Origin of the sequence: Pseudomonas sp. ANT_H12B (assembly GCF_008369325.1) — a bacterium.
Classification (GTDB): Bacteria; Pseudomonadota; Gammaproteobacteria; order Pseudomonadales; family Pseudomonadaceae; genus Aquipseudomonas.
Genome location: NZ_VOBI01000005.1, coordinates 74,648 through 96,181, shown reverse-complemented (window position 1 = coordinate 96,181; position 21,534 = coordinate 74,648). Strand labels below are relative to the sequence as shown.

The window sequence follows — 21,534 nt, the reverse complement described above, 5'->3', positions numbered from 1 at the left end:
CTGTAATGACCACGGAAAAAGTTAAGTACGGCGTACATTCCGAAGCCGGCAAACTGCGCAAAGTCATGGTTTGCTCCCCAGGCCTGGCCCATCAGCGGCTGACCCCGAACAACTGTGACGAGCTGCTTTTCGATGACGTGCTGTGGGTCGCCCAAGCCAAGCGTGACCATTTCGATTTCGTCAACAAAATGCGCGAACGCAACATCGATGTGCTGGAAATGCACAACCTGCTGACCGACATCGTCGCCATTCCTGAAGCACTGGACTGGATTCTCGAGCGCAAAATCAGCGCCAACTCGGTCGGCCTCGGCCTGGTCAACGAAACCAGTTCGTGGCTGCGCAGCCTGGAGCCGCGCAAGATCGCTGAATTCCTGATTGGCGGCGTCTCCGCCGATGACCTGCCGGACAGCTTCGGCGGCAAGACCATTCAGATGTTCCGCGAATTTCTCGGTCACTCCAGCTTCATTCTGCCGCCGCTGCCCAATACCCAGTTCACCCGCGACACCACTTGCTGGATCTACGGTGGCGTGACGCTCAACCCGATGTACTGGCCGGCGCGCCGTCAGGAAACGTTATTGGCCACGGCCATCTACAAATTCCACCCGCAGTTCACCAACGCCGACTTCCAGATCTGGTACGGGGATCCGGACCAGGAACACGGCAGTTCCACCCTTGAAGGCGGCGACGTGATGCCGATCGGCAACGGTGTGGTGTTGATCGGCATGGGCGAGCGTTCGTCCCGTCAGGCTATCGGCCAACTGGCGGTGAGCCTGTTCAAAAATAAAGCGGTAGAACGCGTGATCGTCGCGGGGCTGCCGAAGTCTCGCGCGGCGATGCACCTGGACACCGTGTTCAGCTTCTGCGACCGCGACCTCGTGACAATCTTCCCGGAAGTGGTGAACCAGATCGTTGCCTTCACCCTGCGCCCTGACGAAAGCAAACCGGGTGGCATCGACATCCGCCGCGAAGAAACCAACTTCCTCGACACCGTCGCCAAGGCCCTCAACCTGAAAGCATTGCGCGTGGTGGAAACCGGCGGCAACAGCTTCGCCGCCGAACGCGAGCAGTGGGACGATGGCAACAACGTGGTGGCCGTGGAGCCAGGCGTGGTGATCGGCTACGACCGCAACACCTACACCAACACCCTGCTGCGCAAGGCCGGTGTGGAAGTCATCACCATCAGTGCCGGCGAACTCGGCCGTGGGCGTGGGGGCGGCCACTGCATGACCTGCCCGATCATCCGCGACCCTATCGACTATTAATTCCTGTGCCCTGCTTCGTGCTTATAAAGCGCGAAGCCGGCGGATAACCGAAACCCAAGGAGATCCAATCATGGCTTTCAATATGCGCAACCGCAGCCTGCTCTCGCTGATGCACCATACGACTCGCGAGCTGCATTATCTGCTGGACCTGTCCCGTGACCTCAAACGCGCCAAGTACACCGGCACCGAGCGTCCGCATCTGAAAGGCAAAAACATCGCGCTGATCTTCGAAAAAACCTCGACTCGCACCCGTTGCGCCTTCGAAGTCGCGGCCCACGACCAGGGCGCCCACGTCACCTACATCGACCCGGTGTCGTCGCAGATCGGCCACAAGGAAAGCATGAAAGACACCGCCCGCGTGCTGGGGCGGATGTTCGACGCCATCGAGTACCGTGGCTTCGAACAGGAAATCGTCGAGGAGCTGGCCAAGTTCGCCGGCGTGCCGGTGTTCAACGGTCTGACCGCTGAATTCCACCCGACGCAAATGATCGCCGACACCCTGACCATGCGCGAACACAGCGACAAGCCGCTGCACGACATCAGCTACGCCTACCTCGGCGATGCGCGCTACAACATGGGTAATTCGCTGCTGATGATCGGCGCAAAACTGGGCATGGACGTGCGCATCGCCGCGCCGAAAGCCTTGTGGCCGCACGCTGATTTCATTGCTCAGTGCAAAGCCTTCGCCGAAGACAGCGGCGCACGCATCACCATCACCGAAGACCCGAAGGAAGCGGTCAAGGGCGTGGATTTCATCCACACCGATATTTGGGTGTCGATGGGTGAGCCGGTGGAAGCGTGGGACGAGCGCATCGAGCAACTGCTGCCGTACCAGGTCAACGCCGACATGATGAAAGCCGCCGGCAACCCGCGCGTGAAATTCATGCACTGTTTGCCGGCGTTCCACAACAGCGAAACCAAGGTCGGCAAAGACATCGCCGCGCGGTATCCGCACTTGGCCAATGGTGTTGAGGTGACTGAAGAAGTCTTCGAATCTCCGGCCAACATCGCCTTCGAGCAAGCGGAAAACCGCATGCACACCATCAAGGCGATCCTGGTGTCGGCGTTGGCGGATATCTAACAGGCTCACCTGGCTCTCCCGGCTGGCACCAAGCCCCTGTGGGAGCGAGCCTGCTCGCGATAGCGGAGTAACAGTCAACAGCTCTGTTGAGTGTGAAATGCTCATCGCGAGCAGGCTCACTCCCACACTGATCGGGTTCCAGCAGGGAGACCGAGTCGCTCGCAACCTCTCTGCTTTAGAAGGACTGCATTATGCGTATCGTCGTTGCTCTGGGCGGTAACGCCCTGCTCCGCCGTGGTGAACCCATGACCGCGGACAATCAACGCGCCAACATCCGGATCGCCACCGAACAGATCGCCAAGATTTACGCTGGCAATGAACTGGTCATCGCCCACGGCAATGGTCCACAGGTCGGCCTGCTGTCGCTGCAAGCGGCGGCCTACACCTCAGTTTCGCCGTACCCGCTCGACGTGCTCGGTGCCGAAACCGAAGGCATGATCGGCTACATCATCGAACAGGAACTGGGCAACCTGCTGGACTTCGAAGTGCCCTTCGCCACCCTCCTGACCCAGGTCGAAGTCGACGCCAACGACCCGGCATTTCAAAACCCCACCAAACCCATCGGCCCGGTCTACACCAAGGTTGAAGCGGAAAAGCTCGCCGCCGAGAAAGGCTGGGCGATTGCCCCGGACGGCGACAAATTCCGCCGCGTGGTGGCCAGCCCGAGACCGAAACGCATCTTCGAAATCCGCCCGATCAAGTGGCTGCTGGAAAAAGGCAGCATCGTGATCTGTGCCGGCGGTGGCGGCATCCCGACCCTGTACGGCGCCCACGGCAAACTGCAAGGCGTGGAAGCGGTCATCGACAAAGACTTGTGCTCGGCGCTGCTGGCCGAACAGCTGGAAAGCGATCTGTTGGTGATTGCCACCGACGTCAACGCGGCGTTCATCGACTTCGGCAAACCGACGCAAAAAGCCATCGCTGAAGCGCACCCCGACGAAATGGAAAAACTCGGCTTCGCCGCGGGATCCATGGGGCCGAAGGTTCAGGCGGCCTGCGAGTTCGCCCGCCAGACTGGAAAAACCGCGGTGATCGGTTCACTCTCGGACATCGAAGCGATCGTCCAGGGCAAGGCCGGCACGCGCATCAGTACGGCGACGCCTGGTATTAGCTATCAATAAACGAAACTCCGGGGGCAGGCGTGAGGTCTGCCCTGATTCAATGCCTTTTGCAGGAGAGACGCCAATGGCAACGTTTGAGCCCGGTCATCTGCACATGGAGCGCCATGCGCTGAACAAGGACGACTTCAGCTACAACCTGCACATCGAATACGAAATCGCCCAGGATCCCAAGGAAGGCCAAGGCATGCTCTTCAAGCTGCATGGCTCGGTCGAGGGCAAGGACCTGAATGAAGAGTTTTATCTGCCCAAGGACCAGGCCTTCGACTTCGCCCGTCACGCCACGCGCATCGCGCAAAAGTACGGCCTGCCTAAGACGGCCAGCATCGGCTCGATGCACAAGTACTACGATGAGATGTTCGAAGACGTGCGGGCGCAACTCGACGTCAAATCCGGCGATCCGGTCAAACCTGAACATCTGGAATAACCCAATTCTTCAGTAAAAGCTGAACCTGTGGGAGCGGGCTTGCTCGCGAAAGCGGAGTGTCAGTCACTATCAATGTCGGCTGTCAGCCCGCCTTCGCGAGCAAGCCCGCTCCCACATTGGTTCGGTGTGGCCCCGAAGTCCTGCGCAGGATTTCACCATTGGCCCGCCCCAAGGCATACTTGCCTCCCTCCGCATTCCAGAACCAAAAACCGCCCCATGCGTATCCACGTCAGTTTCATCGACCGCGTCGGCATCACCCAAGAAGTCCTGGCCTTGCTCGGTGGGCGCAATCTCAATCTGGATGCGGTGGAAATGATTCCGCCCAACGTCTACATCGATGCCCCGACTCTAAGCCCGCAAGTGCTCGAAGAGCTGCGCGACGCGTTGTTCAGCGTGCACGGCGTGCAAGCGGTGACGGTGGTCGACATCCTGCCCGGCCAGCGCCGGCACTTGCAGCTCGATGCGCTGCTCGCGGCCATGACCGACCCGGTCCTGGCGCTGGACAGTGCCGGCAAGGTGCTGCTGGCCAACCCGGCACTGATCGCCTTGTACGGTCGCGAGCCTGACGGCGAAAGCATCGCCGACCTGTTCGCCGATCAGGCGCTGCTCGAAGCGCTGCTGGAAAACGGTTTTCGCCTGCCGCTGCGGGAAGTCACCGTCAATGGCCAGACCCTGCTGCTGGACGCCACGCCGATCACCGACGCCGGCGCCCTGCTGACGCTGTATCAACCGAACCGCATCGGTGAACGCCTCTCGGCGCTGCACCACGACCATGCCGAAGGTTTCGATGCGCTGCTCGGCGAGTCCCCGGCTATTCGTACCCTCAAGGCTCGTGCCCAGCGCGTCGCGGCCCTTGATGCGCCGTTGTTGATCCAGGGCGAAACCGGCACCGGCAAAGAACTGGTGGCTCGCGCCTGCCATGCCATCAGTGCTCGCCACAGTTCGCCGTTCCTGGCGTTGAACTGCGCGGCATTGCCGGAGAACCTCGCCGAAAGCGAACTGTTCGGCTACGCCCCTGGCGCGTTCACCGGCGCGCAACGCGGCGGTAAACCGGGGCTGATGGAACTGGCGAACCAGGGCACGGTGTTTCTCGACGAGATTGGCGAGATGTCGCCGTACTTGCAGGCGAAGTTGCTGCGCTTCTTGAACGATGGCAGCTTCCGGCGGGTGGGCGGCGATCGTGAGGTGAAGGTCAACGTGCGAATCCTCAGCGCTACGCACCGCGATCTGGAAAAAATGGTCAGCGAAGGTTCGTTCCGCGAAGACCTCTTCTATCGCCTCAACGTCCTGAACGTCGAAGTTCCGCCCTTGCGCGAACGCGGTCAGGACATCCTGCTGCTGGCCCGCTACTTCATGCAGCAGGCTTGCGCGCAGATCCAGCGTCCGGTCTGTCGCCTGGCACCGGGCACTTATCCGGCGCTGCTGGGCAATCGCTGGCCGGGCAATGTGCGGCAATTGCAAAACGTGATTTTCCGCGCCGCGGCGATTTGCGAAAGCAGCCTGGTGGACATCGGCGACCTCGACATCGCTGGCACCTCCGTGGCGCGCCAGAGTGACAGCGACGTCGACAGCCTGGAACAAGCGATGGAAGAGTTCGAGAAAACCCTGCTGGAAAAACTCTACGTCAGCTACCCCTCGACCCGCCAACTGGCCAGCCGCCTGCAAACGTCCCACACCGCGATCGCCCATCGGTTGCGCAAGTACGGCATTCCCAACAAGCCATAGGTTCTACTCGGTTGATCGTTCCCACGCTCCGCGTGGGAACGATCATTTACTCGACTCAAAAGCGACCTCCCTCTGTACTGAAAGCGCTACAGCGGAACGATATCGCTACACCCTCTCCTGATCACCGCTGTGCAAGGCTTTGATCCTCCTAGGCTTTTTTCTTCGCCCTACGCTGTAGCGATTTCGCTACAGCGCATACATTTTTACGTGTCGATAAAACAGATAACCTATTGATTTATAAACAATAAAAAACCTTGGCCGCGTTTTTGCTTAGTAACCATCCATAAAGTACGGCATTGCCGAGCATTCAATCGCGTCCACCAGACGAGTCTGGCCCCCTTAGGAGTTTCCATGAGCGAGTTGCGTTTTACTGAAGATCACGAATGGCTGCGTACCGAAGCTGACGGCACCGTCACAGTCGGCATCACCGCTTTCGCACAGAACGCCCTGGGCGACGTGGTTTTCGTACAACTGCCTGAGCTGCAGTCCTACGACAAAGGCGCTGAAGCCGCCACCGTGGAATCGGTAAAAGCCGCCAGCGGCGTCTACATGCCATTGGACGGTGAAGTGCTGGAAGTGAACCCGGCTCTCGACAGCAGCCCCGAGCTGGTCAACGAAGATCCGCTGGGCGAAGGCTGGTTCTTCCGCTTCCAGCCAACCGATGCATCGGCTGTCGCCATGCTGTTGGATCAGGACGCTTACGACCGTCTGATCAAAGCCAACGCCGAAGCCTGAGGAGCGCTGAAATGACCCAAGTAAATCTGAGCACTGCCAACGAATTCATCGCACGCCATATCGGCCCACGCGTCGGCGACGAGCAAGCCATGCTCAACAGCCTCGGCTTCGACTCCCTGGAAGCCCTGAGCGCCAGTGTCATCCCGGACAGCATCAAAGGCACCAGCGTCCTTGGCCTCGAAGATGGCCTGAGCGAAGCCGATGCCTTGGCGTTGATCAAATCCATCGCCAGCAAAAACCAGCTGTTCAAGACCTACATCGGCCAGGGTTACTACGGCACCCACACGCCGTCGCCAATCCTGCGCAACCTGCTGGAAAACCCGGCCTGGTACACCGCGTACACCCCGTACCAGCCGGAAATTTCCCAGGGCCGTCTCGAAGCGCTGCTGAACTTCCAGACCCTGATCAGCGACCTCACCGGCCTGCCGATCGCCAACGCCTCGCTGCTCGATGAAGCCACCGCCGCCGCCGAAGCGATGACCTTCTGCAAACGCCTGAGCAAGAACAAGGGCAGCCACGCCTTCTTCGCTTCCGTGCATTGCCACCCGCAAACCCTCGACGTGCTGCGCACCCGTGCCGAGCCGTTGGGCATCGACGTGGTCGTTGGCGACGAGCGGGAACTGAGCGACGTGACGCCATTCTTCGGCGCCCTGCTGCAATACCCGGCGAGCAACGGTGATGTCTTTGATTACCGCGAGCTGACCGAACGCTTCCACGGCGCCAATGCATTGGTGGCGGTCGCCGCCGACCTGCTGGCCCTGACCGTGCTGACCCCGCCGGGTGAATTCGGTGCCGACGTGGCCATCGGCAGTGCGCAGCGCTTCGGCGTGCCGCTGGGCTTTGGTGGCCCGCACGCAGCGTATTTCTCGACTAAAGATGCGTTCAAGCGCGACATGCCGGGCCGTCTGGTCGGTGTCTCCGTGGACCGTTTCGGCAAGCCGGCCCTGCGCCTGGCGATGCAGACCCGCGAGCAACATATCCGCCGCGAAAAGGCCACCAGCAACATCTGCACCGCCCAAGTGCTGCTGGCCAACATCGCCAGCATGTACGCCGTCTATCACGGTCCGAAAGGCCTGACGCAGATCGCCAACCGCATTCATCACCTGACCGCGATTCTGGCCAAAGGCCTGAGCGCACTGGGCCTGAATGTCGAGCAAGAAAGCTTCTTCGACACCCTGACGCTGAACACCGGTGCTAACACTGCCAAGCTGCACGAAAAGGCCCGTGCCCAGCAGATCAACCTGCGCGTGGTCGATGGCGAACGCCTGGGGCTGTCCCTCGACGAAACCACTTCGCAAGCTGACGTGGAAACCCTGTGGGTCTTGCTGGCCGATGGCAAAACTCTGCCGGACTTCGCCGCCCTCGCCGCCTCCGTGGTCAGCGCCATCCCGGCTGCGTTGCTGCGCCAGTCACCGATCCTCAGCCATCCGGTATTCAATCGCTACCACTCGGAAACCGAGCTGATGCGCTACCTGCGCAAGCTCGCCGACAAGGATCTGGCGCTGGATCGCACCATGATCCCGCTGGGCTCGTGCACCATGAAACTCAACGCCGCCAGCGAAATGATCCCGGTGACCTGGGCCGAGTTCGGCGCCCTGCACCCGTTCGCCCCGGCCGAGCAAAGCGCCGGTTACCAGCAGCTGACCGACGAACTGGAAGCGATGCTCTGCGCCGCCACCGGTTACGACGCGATCTCTCTGCAACCGAATGCCGGTTCACAAGGTGAATACGCCGGCCTGCTGGCGATTCGCGCCTACCACCAGAGCCGTGGCGAGGACCGTCGCGACATCTGCCTGATCCCCTCGTCCGCCCACGGCACCAACCCGGCCACCGCCAACATGGCCGGCATGCGCGTCGTTGTGACCGCGTGCGACGCCCGCGGCAACGTCGACATCGAAGACCTGCGCGCCAAGGCCATCGAGCACCGCGAACACCTCGCCGCGCTGATGATCACCTACCCATCGACCCATGGCGTGTTCGAAGAAGGCATCCGCGAAATCTGCGGCATCATTCATGACAACGGCGGCCAGGTGTACATCGACGGCGCCAACATGAACGCGATGGTCGGCCTCTGCGCACCGGGCAAGTTCGGCGGCGACGTATCGCACCTGAACCTGCACAAAACCTTCTGCATCCCGCACGGTGGTGGCGGCCCAGGCGTCGGCCCGATTGGTGTGAAGTCGCACCTGACGCCGTTCCTGCCGGGTCACGGCACCATGGAGCGTAAAGAAGGCGCGGTCTGCGCAGCACCGTTCGGCAGCGCGAGCATTTTGCCGATCACCTGGATGTACATTCGGATGATGGGTGGCGCGGGTCTGAAACGCGCTTCGCAACTGGCGATCCTCAATGCCAACTACATTTCCCGTCGCCTCGAAGAGCACTACCCGGTGCTGTACACCGGCAGCAATGGCCTGGTCGCGCACGAATGCATCCTCGACCTGCGTCCGTTGAAAGACAGCAGCGGCATCAGCGTCGATGACGTCGCCAAGCGCCTGATCGACTTCGGTTTCCACGCCCCGACCATGTCGTTCCCGGTCGCCGGCACGCTGATGATCGAGCCGACCGAAAGCGAATCCAAGGAAGAACTGGACCGCTTCTGCGACGCCATGATCCGCATCCGCGAAGAAATCCGCGCGGTGGAAAACGGCACGTTGGACAAGGACGACAACCCGCTGAAAAACGCCCCGCACACGGCGGCGGAATTGGTCGGTGAGTGGACGCATCCGTACAGCCGTGAGCAAGCGGTGTACCCGGTCGCGTCGCTGATCGAAGGCAAGTACTGGCCGCCGGTCGGTCGGGTCGACAACGTGTTTGGCGATCGCAACCTGGTTTGCGCTTGCCCGTCGATCGAAAGCTACGCTTAAAAGAATAAGGGGGCGGGTTTACTCGCCCCACTTTCAAGAACACCACAAAACCCTGTGGGATCGTATTTAGTCAAAAGATTTCCGCCAATTCCTATAACAAGAAACCGGAGAACAACCATGTCGTTAAGCGTGTTCGACCTGTTCAAGATTGGCATCGGCCCCTCCAGCTCCCATACCGTCGGTCCGATGCGTGCTGCTGCCCGTTTCGCCGAAGGCTTGCGCCGTGAAGGGCTACTGGCTGTAACCACCTGCGTCAAAGTCGAGCTCTACGGATCACTCGGTGCCACCGGCAAAGGCCACGGCAGCGACAAGGCTGTATTGCTGGGTCTGGAAGGCGAACACCCGGACACCGTGAACACCGAAACCGTCGCCGCCCGTCTGCAAGAGATTCGCGGCAATGGTCGCTTGAACCTGCTCGGCGAACACAGTATTGCGTTCAACGAGAAAGAACATTTGGCGATGATCCGCAAACCCTTGGCCTATCACCCCAACGGCATGATTTTTCGCGCGTTCGACGCAGCGGGTTTGCAAATCCGCAGCCGCGAGTACTATTCGGTCGGCGGCGGTTTTGTGGTCGATGAAGACGCCGCCGGCGCCGACCGCATCGTCGAAGACGCCACACCGCTGACCTTCCCGTTCAAAAGTGCCAAGGACTTGCTCGGTCACTGCGCCACCTATGGTCTGTCGATCAGCCAGGTGATGCTGACCAACGAAAGTGCCTGGCGCCCGGAAGCGGAAACCCGCGCCGGTCTGCTGAAAATCTGGCAAGTCATGCAGGATTGCGTCGACGCCGGTTGCCGCAACGAAGGCATCCTGCCGGGTGGTTTGAAGGTTAAACGTCGTGCAGCGGCGCTGCATCGGCAACTGTGCAAGAACCCGGAATCGTCACTGCGCGACCCGCTGTCTGTGCTGGACTGGGTCAACCTCTACGCGTTGGCAGTCAACGAAGAAAACGCCAACGGCGGGCGCGTGGTGACTGCGCCTACTAACGGCGCGGCAGGCATCGTCCCCGCTGTGTTGCATTACTACATGCGCTTCATCCCTGGCGCCAATGAAGATGGCGTCGTGCGTTTTCTGCTGACCGCGGCCGCGATCGGCATTCTCTATAAGGAAAACGCCTCGATCTCCGGCGCCGAAGTTGGCTGTCAGGGTGAAGTCGGCGTGGCGTGTTCCATGGCCGCCGGCGCCTTGTGCGAGGTCCTTGGAGGCACCGTGCAGCAAGTGGAAAACGCCGCGGAAATTGGCATGGAACATAACCTCGGCCTGACCTGCGACCCGATTGGCGGGCTGGTGCAAGTGCCTTGCATCGAGCGCAACGCGATGGGTTCGGTCAAGGCGATCAACGCGGTGCGCATGGCCCTGCGCGGCGACGGTCAGCACTTCGTCTCCCTCGACAAGGTCATCCGCACCATGCGCCAGACCGGCGCCGATATGAAAAGCAAATACAAGGAAACCGCCCGTGGCGGTTTGGCGGTCAACATTATCGAGTGCTGATGCTCACGCGCATCTGCACACTTTTTCAGGAGCTGAACATGTCCACCGAACAATTGCTGAAAACCCCGCTGCACGCACTGCACATCGAACTCGGCGCCCGCATGGTGCCGTTCGCCGGCTACGACATGCCGGTGCAATACCCGTTGGGCGTGATGAAGGAACACCAGCACACCCGTGATCAGGCCGGGCTGTTCGATGTCTCGCACATGGGCCAGATCCGCTTGACCGGCGCCAACGCCGCCAAGGCCCTGGAAACCCTGGTGCCAGTAGACATCATCGATCTGCCGGTGGGCATGCAGCGCTATGCGATGTTCACCAACGAGACCGGTGGCATCCTCGACGACCTGATGGTCGCCAACCTCGGTAACGACGAATTGTTTCTGGTGGTCAACGCCGCTTGCAAGGATCAGGACCTGGCGCATCTGCGCAAGCAGATTGGCGACCAGTGCACCATCGAGCCGCTGTTCGAAGAGCGCGCGTTGCTGGCATTGCAAGGACCGGCAGCCGTTACCGTGCTCGTGCGTCTTGCGCCTGAAGTTGCGAAGATGACTTTCATGCAGTTCGCTCGCGTGAAGCTGCTGGGTGTGGACTGCTTTGTCAGCCGTTCCGGTTACACCGGTGAAGACGGTTTCGAAATCTCGGTGCCGGCCGCCAGCGCCGAAGCCCTGGCTCGCGCACTGCTGGCCGAACCTGAAGTGGCGGCCATCGGCCTTGGCGCTCGCGACTCGCTGCGCCTGGAAGCCGGCTTGTGCCTCTACGGCCATGACATGAACACCGAGACCACCCCCATTGAAGCAAGCCTGCTGTGGGCCATCTCCAAGCCGCGCCGTGCCGATGGCGCACGTGCCGGCGGCTTCCCTGGCGCTGAAACCGTGTTCGGGCAACAACAAGCCGGTGTCAGCCGTAAACGCGTTGGTCTGTTGCCTCAGGAACGCACACCGGTGCGCGAAGGTGCAGAGATCGTCAATGAAGCAGGCGACATCATCGGTAGCGTCTGCAGCGGCGGTTTCGGCCCGACCCTGGGTGGTCCGCTGGCCATGGGTTACGTCGACAGCGCTTACATCGCAATGGATACGCCGGTGTGGGCGATTGTTCGTGGAAAAAAGGTGCCTTTGCTCGTAAGCAAAATGCCATTTGTTCCACAACGCTACTATCGTGGCTGATTGACTGTTTCTATAAGTAACGCGGTTGCGTTAACAGTGCACTAATGTGTAACGCAACCGCCATAAAACAGTGCATACCTTCGATTACGAACTTGGCTTATAACGATCGAAAACAATTGAACACCTCTATCGCATAAGCCAGTACTAGTTGGCGCCAAAACGCCACCAACCTGAGCAAATCCGGGCCTTTTACAGGGCTTGTTTTTTCTCCCGTAGTTGGCGTAGAGTTTGTTCACTGTGTTTGCATGGGTCGCTTGGAATCGTGACCTGGGCAGTAGCCTACAAGTTAGCTACATCCCGTTCGACGTCTTCTTACTCTCCTGCAACCAGCCCCAGTACTCTTTCATGAGAAGGAGGCTGTCATTAATTTTTAGCGTCAAAGGAAATAAGAAATGTCCCAACGTCAGAGCGGTACCGTCAAGTGGTTTAACGACGAGAAAGGTTTTGGTTTTATCACTCCAGAAAGCGGTCCGGATCTGTTCGTGCATTTCCGCGCTATTCAGGGCAACGGCTTCAAAAGCCTGAAAGAAGGCCAGAAAGTGACTTTCGTTGCTGTGCAAGGCCAGAAAGGCATGCAGGCTGACGAAGTACAAGCAGAAGCCTAAATCTTCTGTAACGAAAAAGCCCCTGATGCTGACATCAGGGGCTTTTTTGTGCGCGTAAACCCGTAAAATGGCTTCTTTTTCCGCCGAGAGTCCTGCCATGTCGAAACACCTGCTGAATCCCCAGGGCGAATTTCCTGCCGCTGGCCTGGGTCGTCGTCTGGCAGCGATGTTCTATGACTTCTTGTTGTGTACCGCCCTGCTGATCGTCACCAGCGGCATTTACAAGGTGATCCAGATGGCGATCATCGGCGAAGACAAAATGCGCACCCTGACCGAGGCCGGCGCACTGGACGGTGATCCGTTGCTGTCGACGGTGCTGCTGTTCGTGTTGTTCGGCTTCTTTGCCAAGTTCTGGACTTGGTCCGGCCAGACTCTGGGGATGCAGGTGTGGTGCATCCGCGTGCAGAACGCCGACGGCTCTTCCATTAGCCTGTGGCAGGCACTGCTGCGTTTTGTGGTATCGATCGCTTCGCTACTGTGCGTCGGCCTGGGATTCATCTGGTCACTGTTCGACCAACAGAAGCGCAGCTGGCATGACATGTATTCCAATACCCAGCTCGTGCGGATTCCAAAGAAAACCAAGTAATCCAGCAGATGCAAAAACGCCCCGACAAAATCGGGGCGTTTTTTTGGCTCACCGTCGGCGAATCAGGCGTTGCCGGCCAGTTTCATCCGCGCTGCCTGGGTGAAGTCGAGCATGCGCTTGAGCGGCCGAATCGCTTGTGGAATCAGCGCAGGATCAACAAAGATCTCGTTAGTCCCCTCCTTCAAGCTCTTCAGCGTGCGCTCAAGGGTATTCATCGCCATCCACGGGCAATGTGCGCAACTGCGGCATGCTGCGCCGTTACCGGCCGTTGGCGCTTCGATGAAGACCTTGTCCGGGCACAGCTGCTGCATCTTGTAGAAAATGCCGCGATCAGTGGCGACGATAAAGGTCTTGTTTGGCAGGCTCTGCGCTGCCGCAATCAACTGACTGGTGGAGCCGACGGCATCCGCCAACTCGATCACCGACGTCGGCGACTCCGGGTGCACCAGAATCGCTGCGTCCGGGTACAGCGCCTTCATGTCTTCGAGCTGTTTGGACTTGAACTCTTCGTGAACGATGCAGGCACCGTCCCATAGCAGCATGTCGGCACCGGTCTTGCGCTGGATATAAGTGCCCAGGTGCTTGTCGGGGGCCCAGATAATGGTTTCGCCGTTATCCATTAGGCTTTCGACGATTTCCAGCGCGCAGCTTGAAGTCACCACCCAATCCGCCCGCGCCTTGACCGCCGCCGAGGTGTTGGCATACACCACCACCGTACGTTCCGGGTGCTGATCACAGAACGCCGAGAATTCATCGACAGAGCAACCCAGATCCAGCGAGCAGGTTGCTTCCAGGGTCGGCATCAGCACGCGTTTTTCGGGATTGAGGATTTTGGCGGTTTCGCCCATGAACTTCACGCCGGCGACCACCACGGTCTTGGCCGGGTGGGCGTTACCGAAGCGGGCCATCTCCAGCGAGTCGGAGACACAGCCACCGGTTTCTTCGGCCAGGGCCTGAATGACCGGATCGCAATAGAAGTGAGCAACCAGCACCGCGTCCTGAGCTTTGAGCTCGGCAGCGATGGCGGCACGGTAATAAGCCTCCTCGTCGGCTGTCAGCGGCTTGGGCTGCTTGGCGTCGAGGTGGGCTTGAACCAGAAGGCGTTCAGAAATCTGCGTCATATTCGCAAGACCTGCAGGCGCTTTCGCGCGAAAGTCGAGTATACACCCGGCTCCGGACCCTTCAGGGTACCGCCGGGAGAGTGAGTATCATCAGGCACGGACAGCGTTGAAGCTGCGCAAGGCTACAGAATATCCCGTGGATGCAAAAGATGATTCTGACCTGCGTCACGCGATGCAGCCCCGGACTGAGATGACCTCAAATCGCGGGCAAAAAAAAACCCGGAAATCCTCACTTACGTGGGCCTTCCAGATTTTTTAAAATGGTGGGTCGTGTGGGATTCGAACCTACGACCAATTGGTTAAAAGCCAACTGCTCTACCAACTGAGCTAACGACCCGCTGTGTGGTGGCGCGTATAATACTGATTTTTAAGGACTATTCAACACCTAATTTGTAATAAATCAAAAATAAGGGGTTGGATCGCTGATTCCGGCTGCCGCAAAGCCTTCCGCGCGCAGTCGGCAGCTGTCGCATTTGCCGCACGCACGGCCGTTATCGTCAGCCTGATAGCAGGAAACGGTCAGCCCGTAATCCACGCCAAGCTTCACCCCGGCCTGGACGATTTGCGCCTTGCTCAGGTTCTGCAGGGGCGCCTGGATACGGAAGCCATTCCCTTCAACACCGGCCTTGGTCGCCAGATTGGCCATGCGCTCGAAGGACTCGATGAACTCTGGACGGCAGTCCGGGTAACCGGAGTAATCCACGGCGTTCACACCGATAAAGATGTCACGCGCGCCCAGCACTTCGGCCCAACCCAGCGCGAGTGACAGAAACACCGTGTTGCGCGCCGGCACGTAAGTCACCGGAATGCCTTCTCCTGCCTCTTGCGGCACGTCGATGCTGCTGTCGGTCAACGCCGAGCCGCCGATGCCATTCAAGTTCAGACCGATCACCTTGTGTTCGACCACACCCAGATCCCGGGCAACACGCTCAGCGGCGTGCAGTTCAGCCTGTGAGCGCTGACCGTAATCGAAGCTCATGGTGTAGCAGCGATAGCCTTCGGCTCGGGCCATGGCCACGACGGTGGCGGAGTCCAGTCCACCGGACAGCAGGATGACCGCACGTTTTTCAGCAGTGTTCAGTTGTTCAGTCATTTCAGCGCCCCGGCTCGTCATTCCAAAGATATTTATGCAACTGCAATTGCAGACGCACTGGCAGGTTGTCCGCCACCACCCAGTCCGCCAGGTCCCGAGCGTTCAGGTCATGGTGACTTGGTGAGAACAGGACTTCGCCGGCACGCTGATCCAGACCGTACTGAATCAGCTTGGACACGGCCCAGTCATAGTCTTCCCGCGAGCAGATGACAAACTTCACCTGATCGTTGGGCGTGAGCAGTTCGATGTTCTCGTAGCGGTTGCGGTGGGCTTCTTTCGAACCCGGGGTTTTCAGATCGACAACGCGACTGACCCGTGGATCGACCGCAGAGATGTCCAGAGCGCCGCTGGTTTCCAGCGACACTTCGTATCCGGCGTCGCACAGTTGCTTGAGCAATGGGATGGCGTTGGGTTGCGCCAGGGGCTCACCGCCCGTGACGCAGACGTAACGCGGACGAAAACCGGCTACTTGCTCAAGGATGTCGTCGAGGGTACGAATGGTGCCGCCAGTGAACGCGTAGGCGCTGTCGCAGTACTGGCAACGCAATGGGCAACCGGTCAGGCGCACAAAAACAGTGGGCAGCCCGGCAGTCCGCGTTTCACCCTGCAACGAGTAGAAAACTTCGGTAATTCTCAATGTGTCTTGCATAGTCGCCACGGGCGTAACAGCTAAACAGGCTGTCCGCCTCCGTCAGGCACTTTGAGGAACCCCGCCAATGCGCAGATCCCAAAAAGCGTGTTTCAAAAAAGGGGGTGAATTCTAACGAAAAAACCCGCGACAAGCGCGGGTTTCTTCGAAACGGGTCAAACTGCCTTACATTTTCTGCAGATCACGCTGGGCCAGCTGAGCGGCGGAAGTGCCCGGATATTGGGACACGACCTGTTGCAGAATGCCTTTGACCTTGTCGGGATGTCCCAGGCGGCGCTCCACATCAGCGAGCTTGTACAGCGAATCAGGCACTTTAGGGTGCTTAGGGTACAGCTGCGAAACCTTGGCAAATGCCTGACCTGCACCTTGCAGATCGCCTTTGGCCAGGTTCACTTCGCCCAACCAGTACTGGGCGTTGCCCGCGTATTGGCTGTTCGGGTATTTGCGCAGGAATGCGGCAAAAGCCTGACTGGCCTTGTCGAAATCCTTGGCATTGATCAGATCGAAGGCTGCATCGTAGTACAGTTTTTCTTTCGCCGGGTCAGCCGGTTCGCTACCCGCGGCGGGTGCTTGAGCGGCTGCCGCTCCTGCACCTGCGCCCGCTGCAGCACCGGGGGCGTTCAAACTGCCGCCGGTGGAAGAATTATCAGGAGTCGCGGCTGGTGCAACGCCGGTTCCTATGCGCCGATCAAGATCCTGATATCGCTCCAGGTTTTCTTGCTTCATGCGCGCTACATCATTTTGCAGAACTTCGATCACACCTTGTTGGCGTGAGAGCTGATCCTGCATTGATTGGAGCTGGTTGAACAGCTCGCCCTGTGCCGAGACAGGGGCCGAAACCCCTCCCCCGGCATAGGCGCCGTTCGTACCGTAACCTGCAGGCGGATTATTGCTCCCGCTATTGTTATAGCCGGAGTCGTTATCGACCACAGGAACCGCAGCCCACACCGCAAGCGGTGCGAGGCTGAGAGCCAGAACAGTTACAGCACGACGGCACGTTCGCATGACGAATTACTTACGCAGTTCGACGCGACGGTTTTGAGCCCAGGACTGCTCGTCGTTGCCGGTAGCAACTGGACGCTCTTCGCCGTAGGAAACCAATTCCAGCTGAGCTGGGGAAACACCTTGCAGTACCAGGTAGCGCTGAACGGCTTTCGCACGACGCTCGCCCAGTGCCATGTTGTACTCACGAGTACCACGTTCGTCGGTGTTGCCTTCCAGAACAACGCGAGCGCCGTTTGCTTTCAGGTCTTTGGCGTGAACGTCCAGAGCGCGCATGGCTTCTGGCTTCAGGTCCGAGCTGTCGTATTCGAAGTAGAAGGTGGTGATTGCGCGCAGAGCAGCTTCTTCGCTCAGGGAACCGTCAACGGCACCAGTGTTTGCGCCGTAACCAGCGTTTGGATCAACAGCGCCTTCACCGGCGTTGTCGCCGCCTTTGGACGAGCAACCTACAGCTACAGCCATGGCCAGAGCCAGCGCAGCAAATTTACCAAACTTCAGCATTTCCATCGTAAAACTCCTAATGAACCCCAGTGTGTTAAGTAAAACGTATAGCGCCGCGTCAGTTCAGGTAAGGGGACCAGGAAGGTTCTCTGACTTCGCCTTGTGCGGTAGGAAGCGGGAGCCTTACGCGTCCATTAATGGACACGAGCATCAAGACTCCCCGGCCCTGCTGGCGGGTGGCGTAGATTACCATGGTGCCGTTGGGCGCAACAGTAGGCGACTCGTCCAGAGTGCTATCAGTGAGGATCTTTACACTACCTCGCTGCAAATCCTGGGCTGCCACCTTGAAATTGGTGAAGCCCTCCTGGCGGTGAATCATCACCAGGGTCTTTTCGTCAGCCGAAAGCTTAGGGTTGGCGTTGTAGTTACCGATGAAGGTCACTCGCTCCGCACCGCCACCACCGACGCTGGTTTTATAGATCTGTGGCTTGCCGCCACGGTCGGAAGTGAAGTAGATGGTCGAACCATCTTTACCCCAGAACGGCTCGGTGTTGATGCCGGGACCTTTGGTAACACGAGTGATCTGACGCGAACCCAGGTTCATCACATAGATGTCCGGGTTACCGTCTTTCGACAGTACGAATGCCAGTCGCTGACCATCCGGCGACCATGCTGGCGCACCGTTCAGGCCTTCGAAGTTAGTGATCTGTTCACGGCGACCGGTGTCGATGTTCTGCATGAAGATGCGCGGACGCTTCTGCTCAAACGACACATAAGCGATGCGCTTGCCATCCGGTGCGAAACGCGGTGACAGAATTGGCTCGCGCGATTGCAGCAGTGTCACGGCGCGGGCACCGTCATAGTCCGAACGTTGCAGCGTGTAGCGAGTGTTCTTCTCGGAAAAACGCTCGGCCGTCACGTATAGCAGGCGAGTCGAGAACGCACCTTTGATACCGGTGAGTTTTTCGAACGACTGGTCGGCGATGTAGTGCGACATGTCGCGCAGTTGATCGATGCTGCCCGACACGCTGCCGGTCAGCACTTGCTGCTCGGTGGCGACGTTGAACAGAGCGTATTGAACCTGCAGGCGACCGCCCGCTGGAACGATACTGCCAACCATAATGTACTGGGCGCCTACCGCCTTCCAGTCACGGAAAATGATTTCGCTGGCCTGGCTCGGCTGGCTGATCATGTTCTGCTTTGGAATCGGCGCGTAGTAACCCGAGTTGCGCAGGTCATTGCCGATGATTTCGGACATGTCGTCCGGCAGCACGGTGCCACCCTGGAAGCCGAACGGTACGACAGCAATCGGAGTTGCCTGGGAGCTACCACTGCTGACCAGGATATTTTTTTCTTCTGCCATGGCCAGTCCTGCAAAGCAGAGCATGACTACAAACAGTCCTCGAAGAAGGTTTCTCACAAGGCTAGATCCTCAGGTGTGAATGTCATCTTGAATGAACGATAGGGTGCGAAATCAGCTGGCTTCAGACCCTGCATTTCGGTCAAACGACCAATATTTTTTACTGCCGCTACCGCTGAACTGTCGAACGGCACATCACCACTGGAACGGGCAACCGATACGCCGGAGATCGTTCCGTCAGGCAGCATGCTGATCTGCAGGATCACTTTCATGCCCTTGCGGGCCGACGGTGGCTGCGCCCAACCTTCAGAAGCGCGCGAGCGAATCAGATCGTCGAAGTTACCCGCGACCTCATCACCTTGCTCATCCGCCAGGGCCTGCTGACGCTGCGGCGTATCGGAAAGCAAGTCTGCCAGGGCCTGAGCCTTTTTATCTTCGACCGATTTACGTGCCGCTTCCTGCGATTTTTTCTTCGCGGCATCGGCAGCCGCTTTCTTCTTCGCATCTTCGGCGACTTTCTTCTTCGCCTCTTCAGCTTCAGATTTCTTCTTGGCGTCTTCCGCGGCTTTCTTCTTCGCGTCTTCGACAATCTTCTTCTTGGCTTCTTCAGCGGCCGCTTTCTTGGCCTCTTCTTCAGCGGCTTTCTTGGCTTCTTCTTCCGATTTCTTCTTGGCTATATCAGCCAATTGTTTCTCTTCGACCTTTTTGGCTTCGGCAGTTTTCTTCGCTTCATCGGCTTTCTTGGCTTCATCAGCCTTTTTTGCCTCATCCGCTTTCTTCGTCTCGTCAGCCTTCTTGGATTCTTCGGCTTTTTGAGCCGCATCTTCCTTCTTTTGTTCCGCGGCTTTGATCGCTTCCTGTTCGATCTTTTTCTGTTCCATCTGTTCGACTTCAGTCTGGCGCGCAGCAGACTTCTTCGCCTCACCCGCAATCTTCTGATTGGTCTGGGTGGTCGCCTGACTTTTCGATTTCAGCTGGTACAGGGTTGCCTGGACAATTGGCTTGGCAGGCGGCAGCTCCGGTGTGAAGGCGAAACTGACGAACAGCATGCCGAAAACCAGCACGTGCAAGACAAGCGCCCAGACACTAGGCCAGAAGTAGCTTTCCGAGGCGGACGGCTCTCGCATTTGCTGCATCAGGGTGCCTCGGTAATCAAGCCAACATTACCGACCCCGGCTTTCTGCAGTCCGCCCATGGCGCCCATGACGGAACCGTAATCGACGGTCTTGTCGCCGCGGATGAACACCTGGGTGCGCTTGCCGCCTTCAGTACCGGCGCGAATGATCTTGGTCACGGCGTCGGTCATCTGCGGCAAGGTCATGGCCTTGTCCTGCTGCTTTTCGGTGTCGACTTCGCTGCCAAGGTTCCAGTAGTAGGTCTTGTCAGACTTGATCGAAATGGTCAGGACCTGGGTGTTGTTGTCCTGCGGCAAGGCTTCGCTGGAAACCTTGGGCAGATCAACTTTCACGCCCTGATTGAGCATCGGCGCGGTCACCATGAAGATGACCAGCAGTACCAGCATCACGTCGATGTAAGGCACTACGTTCATCTCGGCGACCGGCTTGCGCTTTTTGCGAGCTCGAGCGATTAAAGCCATTGGAAATTACCTGCTTATTCTTCGCTGGTGTGCACTTTGCGGTGCAGGATCGCCTGGAATTCATCGGCGAAGGTGTAGTAACGGCTCAGCAGGGTTTCGCTGCGGGCAGCAAAACGGTTGTAAGCGATAACGGCCGGGATGGCAGCAAACAGACCGATCGCGGTCGCGATCAGTGCTTCGGCGATACCCGGGGCCACGGTGGCGAGGGTCGCTTGCTGGGCAGTGGCCAGACCACGGAAGGAGTTCATGATGCCCCAGACCGTACCGAACAGACCGATGTACGGGCTGACAGAACCGACGGTCGCGAGGAACGGCAGGCTCTGCTCGAGCTTTTCTTCTTCGCGGGAGATCGCAACGCGCATGGCACGGGCCACGCCTTCCATGACCGCTTCCGGGTCAACGCCTGGCTGCTGACGCAGACGGGAAAATTCCTTGAAGCCGGCACGGAAGATCTGCTCGACGCCCGAATCCGGATCAGGGTTACTGCCGGCCTGACGGTAGAGCTTGGACAGGTCGATACCCGACCAGAAGCGCTCCTCGAAGCTCTCCAGGGCACGTCGACCGGCGCGCAGCAGATTGCTGCGCTGAAAGATCATGATCCATGAGGTCACGGATGCGGCTACCAGGATCAGCATTACCAGTTGCACCACGATACTGGCATTGCTGACCAGGCTCCACATGGAGGAATGGTCGACGACGTTAGCTTCCACGCTTTATCTCCTGCTTTGAGTGTGTACCCGCGCCGCTCACGTCGGCAAAGGCCGCACGTAGAGCTTCGGGAATGGCCCGGGGTTTTAGACTGTCAGTGCGCACACAGGCCACCAAAAACTGCCCTTCACAGAGCAGCGCATTATCCGTAGCCCGCCTGACCTGCTGTTTGAAGCGCAGGCTGGCACGGTTCAATTCGATTACTTCAGCGCTTACCAGCAGCTCGTCATCCAGTCGCGCCGGCGCGTGGTAACGCGCTTCGCTGGAATGCACGACGAACAACAGGTCCTCCCCTGCCAGCTGGGATTGGGCAAAGCCCAGCTCCCGGAGCCGCTCGGTTCGAGCCCGTTCCATAAACTTGAGGTAATTAACGTAATACACGATACCGCCCGCATCGGTGTCCTCGTAATAAACGCGACAACGATGTGCGAAAGGCTCAAGCCCGTTTTGCGCGCGCATACTCTAGTGCTTACTCCTCAGGTTGCCAATCCGGCCAGGCAACT

The 21,534-nt window shown here is 58.9% G+C and carries 21 protein-coding genes and 1 tRNA gene; 11 read left to right on the top strand and 11 right to left on the bottom strand.

The window, feature by feature from the left end; genetic code table 11:
* Positions 1-5: 5 nt before the first annotated feature.
* The 11 genes from arcA (at position 6) to FQ185_RS09925 (ending at position 13,060) form a co-directional block, all read left to right on the top strand.
* Positions 6-1,262, top strand: coding sequence for an arginine deiminase (gene arcA, locus FQ185_RS09980; protein WP_149417288.1), 1,257 nt, complete (start codon positions 6-8; stop codon positions 1,260-1,262).
* Positions 1,263-1,332: 70 nt separating this feature from the next.
* Positions 1,333-2,343 (top strand): ornithine carbamoyltransferase, encoded by a 1,011-nt coding sequence (locus FQ185_RS09975; RefSeq protein WP_149417287.1) that lies wholly within the window; start codon positions 1,333-1,335, stop codon positions 2,341-2,343.
* Positions 2,344-2,534: 191 nt separating this feature from the next.
* Positions 2,535-3,464: a carbamate kinase gene (arcC, locus tag FQ185_RS09965; protein ID WP_149417286.1), complete on the top strand. Its 930-nt coding sequence runs from the start codon at positions 2,535-2,537 to the stop codon at positions 3,462-3,464.
* A 64-nt stretch (positions 3,465-3,528) separates the two neighbouring features.
* On the top strand, positions 3,529-3,888 hold the full coding sequence (locus FQ185_RS09960; protein ID WP_149417285.1) for a DUF5064 family protein: 360 nt from the start codon (positions 3,529-3,531) through the stop codon (positions 3,886-3,888).
* A 216-nt stretch (positions 3,889-4,104) separates the two neighbouring features.
* Complete coding sequence (locus FQ185_RS09955) at positions 4,105-5,613, top strand: sigma-54-dependent transcriptional regulator (protein ID WP_149417284.1); 1,509 nt, start codon at positions 4,105-4,107, stop codon at positions 5,611-5,613.
* Positions 5,614-5,964: 351 nt separating this feature from the next.
* Positions 5,965-6,348 (top strand): glycine cleavage system protein GcvH, encoded by a 384-nt coding sequence (gcvH, locus tag FQ185_RS09950; RefSeq protein ID WP_149417283.1) that lies wholly within the window; start codon positions 5,965-5,967, stop codon positions 6,346-6,348.
* Between the two features lie 11 nt (positions 6,349-6,359).
* Positions 6,360-9,212 carry an aminomethyl-transferring glycine dehydrogenase gene (gene gcvP, locus FQ185_RS09945; protein ID WP_149417282.1) on the top strand — a complete coding sequence of 951 codons (2,853 nt, stop codon included), beginning with the start codon at positions 6,360-6,362 and terminating at the stop codon, positions 9,210-9,212.
* 117 nt (positions 9,213-9,329) lie between these two features.
* Entirely contained in the window at positions 9,330-10,706 is a 1,377-nt protein-coding gene (locus FQ185_RS09940) for an L-serine ammonia-lyase (protein ID WP_149417281.1), read from the top strand.
* 38 nt (positions 10,707-10,744) lie between these two features.
* The gene (gcvT, locus tag FQ185_RS09935) at positions 10,745-11,869 is read left to right on the top strand and encodes a glycine cleavage system aminomethyltransferase GcvT (protein WP_149417280.1); all 1,125 of its coding nucleotides are present in this window, start codon (positions 10,745-10,747) and stop codon (positions 11,867-11,869) included.
* A gap of 392 nt (positions 11,870-12,261) precedes the next feature.
* The gene (locus tag FQ185_RS09930) at positions 12,262-12,474 is read left to right on the top strand and encodes a cold-shock protein (protein WP_003175786.1); all 213 of its coding nucleotides are present in this window, start codon (positions 12,262-12,264) and stop codon (positions 12,472-12,474) included.
* 97 nt (positions 12,475-12,571) lie between these two features.
* A complete protein-coding gene (locus tag FQ185_RS09925) occupies positions 12,572-13,060 on the top strand; it encodes an RDD family protein (protein ID WP_149417279.1) in 489 nt (162 codons plus the stop codon).
* Between the two features lie 62 nt (positions 13,061-13,122).
* Here FQ185_RS09925 and nadA read toward each other — a convergent pair whose 3' ends face one another.
* The 11 genes from nadA to ybgC all read right to left on the bottom strand — a co-directional run bounded on the left by nadA (position 13,123) and on the right by ybgC (position 21,490).
* Complete coding sequence (nadA, locus tag FQ185_RS09920) at positions 13,123-14,181, bottom strand: quinolinate synthase NadA (protein WP_149417278.1); 1,059 nt, start codon at positions 14,179-14,181, stop codon at positions 13,123-13,125.
* A gap of 261 nt (positions 14,182-14,442) precedes the next feature.
* Positions 14,443-14,518, bottom strand: a tRNA-Lys gene (locus tag FQ185_RS09915).
* 63 nt (positions 14,519-14,581) lie between these two features.
* A complete protein-coding gene (gene queC, locus FQ185_RS09910; RefSeq protein WP_149417277.1) occupies positions 14,582-15,274 on the bottom strand; it encodes a 7-cyano-7-deazaguanine synthase QueC in 693 nt (230 codons plus the stop codon).
* 1 nt (position 15,275) lies between these two features.
* Positions 15,276-15,923, bottom strand: coding sequence for a 7-carboxy-7-deazaguanine synthase QueE (gene queE / locus FQ185_RS09905; protein ID WP_008072914.1), 648 nt, complete (start codon positions 15,921-15,923; stop codon positions 15,276-15,278).
* A gap of 165 nt (positions 15,924-16,088) precedes the next feature.
* Positions 16,089-16,928, bottom strand: coding sequence for a tol-pal system protein YbgF (ybgF, locus tag FQ185_RS09900; RefSeq protein ID WP_149417276.1), 840 nt, complete (start codon positions 16,926-16,928; stop codon positions 16,089-16,091).
* 6 nt (positions 16,929-16,934) lie between these two features.
* The gene (gene pal / locus FQ185_RS09895) at positions 16,935-17,432 is read right to left on the bottom strand and encodes a peptidoglycan-associated lipoprotein Pal (protein WP_003178634.1); all 498 of its coding nucleotides are present in this window, start codon (positions 17,430-17,432) and stop codon (positions 16,935-16,937) included.
* Between the two features lie 52 nt (positions 17,433-17,484).
* The gene (gene tolB / locus FQ185_RS09890; protein ID WP_218575889.1) at positions 17,485-18,753 is read right to left on the bottom strand and encodes a Tol-Pal system beta propeller repeat protein TolB; all 1,269 of its coding nucleotides are present in this window, start codon (positions 18,751-18,753) and stop codon (positions 17,485-17,487) included.
* A gap of 29 nt (positions 18,754-18,782) precedes the next feature.
* Positions 18,783-19,862, bottom strand: coding sequence for a cell envelope integrity protein TolA (gene tolA, locus FQ185_RS09885; protein WP_149417274.1), 1,080 nt, complete (start codon positions 19,860-19,862; stop codon positions 18,783-18,785).
* Positions 19,862-20,314 carry a protein TolR gene (tolR, locus tag FQ185_RS09880; RefSeq protein WP_162556275.1) on the bottom strand — a complete coding sequence of 151 codons (453 nt, stop codon included), beginning with the start codon at positions 20,312-20,314 and terminating at the stop codon, positions 19,862-19,864. Before tolR ends, tolA begins: the two co-directional genes overlap by 1 nt.
* 23 nt (positions 20,315-20,337) lie before the next feature.
* On the bottom strand, positions 20,338-21,033 hold the full coding sequence (gene tolQ / locus FQ185_RS09875) for a protein TolQ (RefSeq protein ID WP_046049659.1): 696 nt from the start codon (positions 21,031-21,033) through the stop codon (positions 20,338-20,340).
* Positions 21,023-21,490, bottom strand: a complete 468-nt coding sequence (gene ybgC, locus FQ185_RS09870; RefSeq protein WP_149417273.1) for a tol-pal system-associated acyl-CoA thioesterase — start codon at positions 21,488-21,490, stop codon at positions 21,023-21,025. The genes tolQ and ybgC overlap by 11 nt, the downstream gene beginning before the upstream one ends.
* Positions 21,491-21,534 lie beyond the last annotated feature (44 nt).